This is a genomic window from Vibrio sp. TRT 21S02 (assembly GCF_050113675.1).
In the GTDB taxonomy this organism is placed as follows: domain Bacteria; phylum Pseudomonadota; class Gammaproteobacteria; order Enterobacterales; family Vibrionaceae; genus Vibrio.
Genome location: NZ_JBNJOI010000022.1, coordinates 42,721 through 51,130 on the forward strand (window position 1 = coordinate 42,721; position 8,410 = coordinate 51,130).

The following is an 8,410-nucleotide window of genomic DNA, read 5'->3' on the forward strand; positions in this document are numbered from 1 at the left end:
TCTTATACGGCTTTCTCTAAGTCATCATTAAACTCGGTTAGTCTAATAGATGGCTCTGCGTGAGGTAAGTTAGTAATTGATACCCCCCAAGGGTAAGGGGTTTTGTTGTCTTTTTCGTATTGGTAAATCGTAATGTGAGGAAGGTTCCGTCTGTCGTACGCTTGACCAAATTTGAATGCTACGCTGTTTTGAGAAGCTAATACGAGGTGTATATCGTTATAGCCTTCTTCCATGAGATTTTTAACTTCTTCGATCAAATCATAAGCTAAACGACTTTGCTTTTTACTTGACCAGTGATTATCAAAACGCTTTTCCCTCAGTTTCAAATGTATCTGTGGCATCTTTGGAAAACAGAGGTCAATAGCTTTCTCATCAACAGGGTAAGAGAAAGATACAGCAAGAACGATAGATTCTTTGCTATAAGCATGCTTTATTGTCTTTTCAAACTTCTCATTGTCGTCACTAATAGGATCGAGTTCTTTCCAGCTTGATAGTTGTCGATCCCAGTCGAGCACTTCAATATGAGACTCATCATCCAACAAATATCCTGATAGGAAAGCAAAAGGAACAGGAACTAAACCACCATAAACAATGTGAAAATCTTCAGCAGCAACACTATTTCTTCGCTCTTCTATAGAGTGCTCTAGATTGAGGAATTTCTTAAGTGCTAATTTGGGTTGGCTTACTGTGCCATTAGCAAGACTGTCTCGGATATCTATTACTGTATTGGAAATATTTCGGCCTTTGTATTTTTTCTGAACATGCTCTGATAGTGGGGAGTCAGATGTGTTTACGAGTCCTCTTTGCTCAATAGCGAATACAATTTGTTTAGCCAATTGTCGGTGTTCTATAACTGAGCGGACTATCTCCCAAGCTAGCCCAATTGCCATTAGGAGTATACTGAAATAAAAACCGATAGAAACGAGTAGAGCAGGGACATCAGAACCAGCAACGTCAAGGCTAATGAGTTGGCTAGCTGTTACGTATTGAACATTGAATGCTACGCCTCCCATCAATGTTATCGGGAAGAAATAGGCTCCTGTCCTGAAAATTAACAAGGCAGGAGAGCGCTTTCTGAATAGCCAGTTGATGGTCTGAACAACGATGTAAGTCAAAAGGTTCATTACTTTCCCTTGTTTGCTGGTTGATGGTGAGAGTTGTTGATTTGATCCATATATTGCTCAATAGTTAGTTCACCAGGGTGAACACCACCACCACGCCATTCTCCATCTGATAACCAAAGCTCCCAGTACCACAGCCATTCTTGCGTCCATGGGATGATTGATTCAGCGATTAACATACTAGGAACCCAGTCTTTGGAGCTACCGCTGTTAAACATTAGGCAGGGTTTAGTATTCTCTTTGGAGAAGAACTCATGAGGTGAGCGCTTCCCTCCTGCTAGATCTCTTAGATTCGGGGACAACACCTCGACCTCAGGAATACAACCTAACCCAGCCCATTTAACAAGAACTAGGTATTCTCGGCTAAGTCGAGAAGGTTGTAGTACTTGTCTCCATTCCAGTTTTAGACCTGTTTTACCTTTGAGAATTCTACCTTTGCCACCATGGTAACGTTTTTGTAGCGCGTTAAGCTGCCTTTGAAGGTGATGGCACATCTATACATCACCGTAGAAGTTGTGTTTAGGAACGGGGGTGGCAGTGGCTGCATTGGATACTCCTAAGCCAATAGAAGAAACTACCGCACGATTTTTAGCTCGTCGTTCAGTCAGAGTGTTCGCAAGTTTGGCTTGGATGCCTCTTGTTGCTTGAGAACCAAACATTTCTCTTGAGCGCTCAATGGTTTTATCAAGCCCTTGATCTAATTCAAGTAGTTTTGCTAGGTCTTCAGTAACCTGCGTATACCACGCTTTAAATGCTTGGGGTAACATCGGTTTCTCATGCCATTTATCTGCAAAATTCTCCGTAGGAAGTGCTGGGTTGCGAATAGTGTACTTTACAGTACCGTTAGACTGATATTGATGGGAAATGAAGTTTGGCATTTCTTCAAGTACATCTAACATCAGATCAAATGGGTTTTGGTACTCCTTGTTAGAGTTTGAGCACTTTTCATAAGCTAGACCTGCTAGAGTCGTAATAATTATGCTTATTGGAGCGCAATCGCCATAAACGTTCTGCTTATTTTGTTTCCACATATCTCTATGTCGCTTGAGAAGCTGAACTACAATCTGAAGTACAGTCTTTCGACCCTGACCAGGTAACGGTTCTACTGTCCCCGCATATATATCATTATTAGATCTGTAGTTGCTTTTTCTATTCCAGCGAATCTCTTTACTACACGCGCTTCGGAACCACTTCCTATATCCGTATGGATGAGAAGGACTATTGGCATCCTTGATGTCTGCAACTCTTACTTTGCTCTTATGGTTTGGCGAGTCCATATCTTCAGGCATGCTAGGGGTTATGTCCATGTGGAACCCCTGTCCTTCGATACCTCCATATTGCAGAGTGACACATCTGCGTTTTGGCATATTCTCTATTTTGTCGCCGTATCGTTGAGAGTCTTTCAGCACTCGTATCAAATTGAAGAGTAGCTCGTTAGCTTCATCAGTAGTTGTTGGATAGTGCTGACTTGGTAAGTGGAGCACCAGATCTATATCCATGTCTGAGTCTTCATCAATCGGTTTTACGGATGTGCCAATACCAACACTACCTTGAGCATAAATGTGGCATTCCGCTAGCTCGCCCCCTTGGTTTGCCAAGTAGGATCCGATTGCTCGGTAAGCCGTCTTCAATTGAGACAACTGTGTCTCGGTCAAGTCTAGGTTCGATGTGATATGAGAGATCATCTCGAAACAAAATTCTTTATCGCTTGCACTTAGTTGTCTTAGTGATTTGAAACCTTGATCTTGCACAGCTATCTCCTAGTGGTTTTGGTTGGTTAATAACCTATTATACCGATTGAGATTATTATGATAGATCGAAATGATACGTGTCAATGATCTTTTTGTGTATTTGTTGTGTATTGTAATTACACGTAATAATTTTTTTGCTACGATTTGGCTAGATTGAACAATGGATACGCATCATGGAAAACAGTTCTCAAGCAGACATCACATCAGAGACAACCTCTATTAACGCTCGTTTAGCTTATATTGACTTTAAGTTGTTTTTTACAGGTCGTGTTAGTCGGGCTGATCTTAAAGATGCGTTTGGAATTGCAGAAGCAGCCGCTTCCCGAGTTCTTACTGAATACTCCAAACGTAGGCCAAACAACAAAACTCAAAAAACGAATACGATTATCAGGAAATCCTTCGAACCATTGACAGATATAGATGGTGAATTGGCGCTTGGCATGCTTGCCAATGGATTTAATAGCAACAAGATCTTCGGTGTGACTGAGCTTGCCTATGAAAAGATTGGCAAGTTTCCCAACCAAATGAATACCAATGAAGTCGCTATGATTACTAGGGCGATATCGGGTAAGTATGCGATTTCCTGCAACTATCTTTCTGAAAACAGCTCTAATCATCAAACTAGAACCTTGGTTCCGTTGGCAATTATGTATGATGGAACCAGTTGGATGTTCAGAGCATTTGATCGTTCAGACAAAAAGAATAAATTTAAAAACTTCCATTTTGCTCGTGTTAGGAATGTGGTTGAAGAACATGAATCTAAGGAGTCTAGGCAGCATGATCATGAGGCTTTAGCTCAAGATAAGTTGTGGAACTTAAGGTTACCTTTGATCTTAAAACTCCACCCCTCGTTGTCAGAGGTGGACAAGCAAAAAGTAAGAACTGACTTTGGTATACCTGAAGATAAAGATGAGGTTTATGTTACAGAGAGAGCTGCATTTAGATGGATTGTTGAGAAAAAGTGGTATATCGATGCTCGGTCAAATGAAGAAAAGCGGGAGGATAAGCAAAGTCGTTTTTATAAGTTCGAGCTAAGCAACTTGGAAATGATAAAACAAATGGAACAGGCCTAAACCACACTAATAAATTTGAATCCGATAACTTGAGATTGTTCGGTTAAAAACAACTTTTCGACCTGTTGATTGAATTTATTTTTACTTCAATGGTTTTGGACTGGTTTGAATCTGTAAAAGCGTGATGCTGACTACTTTGTATCGGGGAATAGAGACGGTGGTATTGTTGCTAGATAGAAGTCTCTTGCAGCCGAGGGCTGCAAGAGGAGAGTTGTCGATGTTAGCGTGAGAGGTTTTTATTGGCGATATTGTAAAGACTCAACTCATGGTTATACCGCTTGTTCGACAATAGTATCTGTAAGGTGGAGTTGGCTCTGATATTTTTTTCTTATACCTTGTTTTAGTTGTTCACAGATATCCATTATTTGCTCAAGCATCATATTGATCTTTTTTTGCTCATTCAGAGGCGGGATCGCTAAGGTGACGTTCCAGAGTTTCTCTGAGATAAGTTTACAAGTACCGTGCGAGCTTCTATCTACCAAGTCGGTAAACGTTGTTTTCGTTGCTTTCATAACCGTGAGAAGGTAATGAGGGTCAATATTGCTAAAAACTAAAGCTTTCATATCTTGATTAATCACGACATCTTTATTAGTTAATGCAACAGGGAAAGAGTGCGCAAGAATCATCCCTCGAACAACCATTAGCAAACTGTTTTTAGGGATTAATTTTATAGTAGTTTCTTTGATTGCTTTTTCTGTCACGGTATCGATAGCAGACTCAATGAAATCCACTTTCATATCTTTAGGAGAAACCCAAGGTATTTCACCATCCCAATATTTGCTGTTAGATTTTGATGGTGTGCCTCCACCTAAATCGTAGCCTATTTGTCCCAAGCGACACCACTCCCACCCACTAGGCAGTTCAAACGGCTTTTCATCTTCAGCAATCGGCGGTAGTGCTTTTTGCTTTTTGATTTTCTTCTCTTTGACTAACTGTGCCTTTTCTTCCGCAATTCTTTTCAGTAACTCAGCCGCAGGTTCATCATTTGGAACTTGTGGAACCAACTTACCCATCACCGCCAGTTGTAGAATGGTTTGCTTGAGCTGGTCGATACTCTCTTCAGTGGTGAATAAGGTATCGAAATGCTCGCTGATTCGCGCCCAGTTTTGCATTAACTCGTCAGCATCGGCAGAGTTGGTGAGTGTGTCCAACAGAGTTGTTACCAGTACTTGGTGAGCTTCGATACTGGCTTCGGTTTGTTGCTCTAGCTGGTCGCAGAGCGCCATTAGCTCATCGACTTTGGCGACGATACGGTGTTGCTCTTGCTTTGGGGGTAATGCTATAACTGTGTTAATGATCTTTTCTCTTGAGATGTTTGGCTGTGCTCCGCCAGCTCCCATGCCAATCAATCTAGCTTTATAAGCTTTAAGAAGAGTTAAAAGATATGTGTTACTTAAGCCAGTAAATGGTGTACAAGCACACACTGCTTGGTTTGTAGTAGCTCGAACGGAGAGTATCGCAGTCTTGCCAATTGTTGCTCCATACATTGCTACTAGAACGTCACCAACATTGTTATATCTAACAGAAGTTTCCGACAAAGCCAGTTCGGTGATAGTTTCCTCTGATTCCGAAATATAATCCGCTTTTAACTCTCCAGATTTAAACCAAGGTATCCCTCCATCATAGTAACCACTATTGCTTCTTTTAGGTGTGGAGCCTGAACCCCATTCGCCATATTCATTTAAGCGGATCCACGACCATCCATTTGGTAAGTCAAAAGGCTTTTCTTCATCGCTTATATTAGGGAGTTTCTTTGGCTTTTTAAGCTTCTTTTCTTTTACCAATTGAGCCTTTTCTTGCGCAATACGCTCAAGCAACACTGAAGCAGGCTCATCATTAGGATCTTGAGGAACAAGCTTGCCTCGCACAGCTAACTCTAAGATCAGCTCACGAAGCTTTTTAACGCCATACAGTTCTAACTTCTTACTGCTGCCTCGACCAGAGGTCGATCTGGTTTTCACTGCTGAAGTCCAAACATCAATATGTTCGGTAATTAGGTTCTCTACAGCCATTATTGCTCACCACCTTGCTTTTTATCTTGAATGGTAGAGCTAAGAGCATCACCGAGAATGCCTTTTAGTTGGTCACGCAGTGCTTTAATGTCTTGTTGCTGCTGCTGATAGTTCGCCAGTAACTCTTCAGGGTCATGGCTGACGACTTCGTCCTGATACGGGTTTTTAATATCAAGGTTAAAGTTGCGCTCGATAATATCTTCAATCGACACTTTCCAAGCTTGCTTGGTCTCGATGCGACTAGCGAATCCATCTGCCTCGTTACCCCACCAATCGATCTCTTGTTGGAACTCTTCAAACTTCATTGGTTTGGTTTTGCTGTAGTTCTTCACGCCTTCTGGGTAAGGGTGCTCATAGAACCACACTTCTTTGGTCGGCTGGCCTTTGGTAAAGAACAGTATGTTGGTCTTAATGCCCGTGTATGGGTTGAATACGCCATTAGGTAAGCGAACAATCGTGTGCAGGTTACACTCTTCCGTCAGCATCTTTTTGATTTTTGTTTTTACACCTTCACCAAACAAGGTGCCATCAGGTAACACCACACCAGCGCGACCATCTTTATCCAATACTTCGACAATAAGTTGCAAGAAGAGGTCAGCCGTTTCACGAGTCTGCATTTCGGCTGGGAAGTTCTTTTCAATCCCGTCTTCTTCTGTGCCGCCAAACGGTGGGTTAGTTGCAATCACATTGATATTGCTATCCCAACTTGAAAGGGGCTTGTTAAGCGTGTTGCCGTGCTTAATCTGCACAGGGACTTCGATGCCGTGGAGCATCATATTGGTGATACACAGCAAATGTGGCAGTTGTTTCTTCTCTACACCATGGATTTGCTTTTGCAGCGTTTGGTGGTCGGCTGCGCTTGTCACATAGTTCTCTTTGACGTGATCGAACGAGCAAGCTAGGAATCCGCCCGTACCGCAGGCGGGATCCATAATCTGCTCACCTAGTTTAGGGTCAAGACGATTGACGATAAAACGAGTCACCGCGCGAGGGGTGTAGAACTCACCTGCATTACCTGCACTTTGTAGGTCGCGTAGGATTTGCTCGTAGATATCACCAAACAGGTGACGTTCTTTAGAGTCAGTAAAGTCGATTTCGTTGAGCTTGTTAATCACTTGGCGAAGCAGTGTGCCATTTTTCATGTAGTTGAAGGCATCACTAAAGGCTTCTTTCACTACAAAACCGCGTGGGTTGGTGTCTTTCGGCGCAGTAAGGTTTTTTAACGTCGGGAATAGGTCATCATTGATGAATTCCAGCAGCTCATCACCCGTAATGCCTTGGTTATCTGCCGCCCAGTTACGCCATAGGTACTTGGCTGGGATGGGTTCGCGGTAATCGTCTAACTCGAACTCTAGCTCTTCCTCTTGAGCATCAAACACTTTAAGGAATAAAAGCCACGACATTTGGCCTAGACGCTGCGCGTCACCATCAACACCTGCATCTTTACGCATGATGTCTTGAATTGACTTGATAACTGAACTGATTGACATGGAGTTCTACTACTAACTGACTGAAAAAATTGGGGGAGATTATAGCAGAATTGGATCGAAGAAAATGAACTTATCGCTATGAAACTATGTTTATGATTGTGGTTTAATAATGAATCAGTGATATAAATGAAACAATAAAAAATATAACCAGGTTGTCTAGAAAATGAAGGTTGAGTGTCCCCATTGTCACACTGACAATGTCATTGAATATGCAGAGCATATCTCGTGTGAGAAGTGTGAAAAAAGCTTCAAAGGCTTTAAATTTAGTAAACGGAAACTGGTGTCTGCCAGTACGGCATTGGTCGTGGGCGTGGTTGGTGGTTATAAGGTGAATGGTGCTTTTGATGAAGAGCGTTACCCATTAGAAGTAGAGTATGCCATCGTTGATACCTGCATAAACTCGTCAAAAAATATGGTGTCGGTGAGTTGGTATGAGAGTAAGCGAGAAACGTGTTTATGCGCTCTTTCACAAACGGAAAAGTCTGTGCCGTATTCCGATTACAAATCTGATCAAAACTTGTTTTTGAGTAACTTCAAGCTGAATGCTAGAAGTTGTTCATAATAGATAAATGAGGCAGCTAGACTGCCTCATTTATATCTAATGTGCTTAGCGTTTAGGTGTGTTGCCACGACCTTTGCCTGAAGGCTTGCCAGTTGTGCTTGGGTAGTTTGGATTACCTTTCGGCGCGGTCTTTGGTGCAGAACTTGGTTTTGCCATGATGGTTACTCCCTACTTACCTTGTTTTTGGTTGTGGTCAGCAGCGCGTTGAGCGCGGCCTGTAAAGGAACCTTTTTCGACTTTTCCACCATTATTCTTCGCTTCATGTGATTGAATACGAGCAGCGGCTTCAGGGGTCATTGGTGTTTTGTTTTTAGACATAGTATTTTTTCCTTTTCGTTTATGAATGATTGTCTCCGCTGAGACCATTGCATAGTAACTAGTAGGGTAGGGACAAATGGGGA

8 protein-coding genes are annotated in these 8,410 nt (G+C 42.1%); 2 read left to right on the forward strand and 6 right to left on the reverse strand.

The features are described 5' to 3' along the window. Positions 1-2 precede the first annotated feature (2 nt). Genes ACQEXU_RS19700 through ACQEXU_RS19710 form a run of 3 tightly spaced genes read right to left on the reverse strand, consistent with a single transcriptional unit; the run spans position 3 to position 2,872 of the window. The gene (locus ACQEXU_RS19700; protein ID WP_276393907.1) at positions 3-1,124 is read right to left on the reverse strand and encodes an SAVED domain-containing protein; all 1,122 of its coding nucleotides are present in this window, start codon (positions 1,122-1,124) and stop codon (positions 3-5) included. Continuing rightward, positions 1,124-1,615, reverse strand: coding sequence for a hypothetical protein (locus tag ACQEXU_RS19705; protein WP_276393905.1), 492 nt, complete (start codon positions 1,613-1,615; stop codon positions 1,124-1,126). Before ACQEXU_RS19705 ends, ACQEXU_RS19700 begins: the two co-directional genes overlap by 1 nt. Next, positions 1,616-2,872: a nucleotidyltransferase gene (locus tag ACQEXU_RS19710; protein WP_276393904.1), complete on the reverse strand. Its 1,257-nt coding sequence runs from the start codon at positions 2,870-2,872 to the stop codon at positions 1,616-1,618. A 173-nt stretch (positions 2,873-3,045) separates the two neighbouring features. Between ACQEXU_RS19710 and ACQEXU_RS19715 the strand changes: the two genes are divergently transcribed. Continuing rightward, positions 3,046-3,945, forward strand: a complete 900-nt coding sequence (locus ACQEXU_RS19715) for a WYL domain-containing protein (protein WP_267407674.1) — start codon at positions 3,046-3,048, stop codon at positions 3,943-3,945. A gap of 269 nt (positions 3,946-4,214) precedes the next feature. On the opposite strand, the gene ACQEXU_RS19720 is transcribed toward ACQEXU_RS19715, so the two are convergent. After that, the gene (locus tag ACQEXU_RS19720; protein WP_267407675.1) at positions 4,215-5,957 is read right to left on the reverse strand and encodes a restriction endonuclease subunit S; all 1,743 of its coding nucleotides are present in this window, start codon (positions 5,955-5,957) and stop codon (positions 4,215-4,217) included. Continuing rightward, positions 5,957-7,447: an N-6 DNA methylase gene (locus ACQEXU_RS19725; protein WP_074544464.1), complete on the reverse strand. Its 1,491-nt coding sequence runs from the start codon at positions 7,445-7,447 to the stop codon at positions 5,957-5,959. The genes ACQEXU_RS19720 and ACQEXU_RS19725 overlap by 1 nt, the downstream gene beginning before the upstream one ends. Before the next feature lie 163 nt (positions 7,448-7,610). On the opposite strand from ACQEXU_RS19725, the gene ACQEXU_RS19730 reads away from it, so the two are divergent. Beyond that, positions 7,611-8,009, forward strand: coding sequence for a hypothetical protein (locus ACQEXU_RS19730; protein WP_025506819.1), 399 nt, complete (start codon positions 7,611-7,613; stop codon positions 8,007-8,009). A 168-nt stretch (positions 8,010-8,177) separates the two neighbouring features. Here the strand turns inward: ACQEXU_RS19730 and ACQEXU_RS19735 are convergent, their stop codons facing one another. Beyond that, positions 8,178-8,327, reverse strand: coding sequence for a hypothetical protein (locus tag ACQEXU_RS19735; protein WP_005480562.1), 150 nt, complete (start codon positions 8,325-8,327; stop codon positions 8,178-8,180). Positions 8,328-8,410: the final 83 nt, after the last annotated feature.

Coding starts and splice junctions, on each gene's coding strand:
- ACQEXU_RS19700 (WP_276393907.1), bottom strand. CDS start 1,124: ATGAACCTTTTGACTTACATCGTTGTTCAGACCATCAACTGGCTATTC.
- ACQEXU_RS19705 (WP_276393905.1), bottom strand. CDS start 1,615: ATGTGCCATCACCTTCAAAGGCAGCTTAACGCGCTACAAAAACGTTAC.
- ACQEXU_RS19715 (WP_267407674.1), top strand. CDS start 3,046: ATGGAAAACAGTTCTCAAGCAGACATCACATCAGAGACAACCTCTATT.
- ACQEXU_RS19720 (WP_267407675.1), bottom strand. CDS start 5,957: ATGGCTGTAGAGAACCTAATTACCGAACATATTGATGTTTGGACTTCA.
- ACQEXU_RS19725 (WP_074544464.1), bottom strand. CDS start 7,447: ATGTCAATCAGTTCAGTTATCAAGTCAATTCAAGACATCATGCGTAAA.
- ACQEXU_RS19730 (WP_025506819.1), top strand. CDS start 7,611: ATGAAGGTTGAGTGTCCCCATTGTCACACTGACAATGTCATTGAATAT.
- ACQEXU_RS19735 (WP_005480562.1), bottom strand. CDS start 8,327: ATGTCTAAAAACAAAACACCAATGACCCCTGAAGCCGCTGCTCGTATT.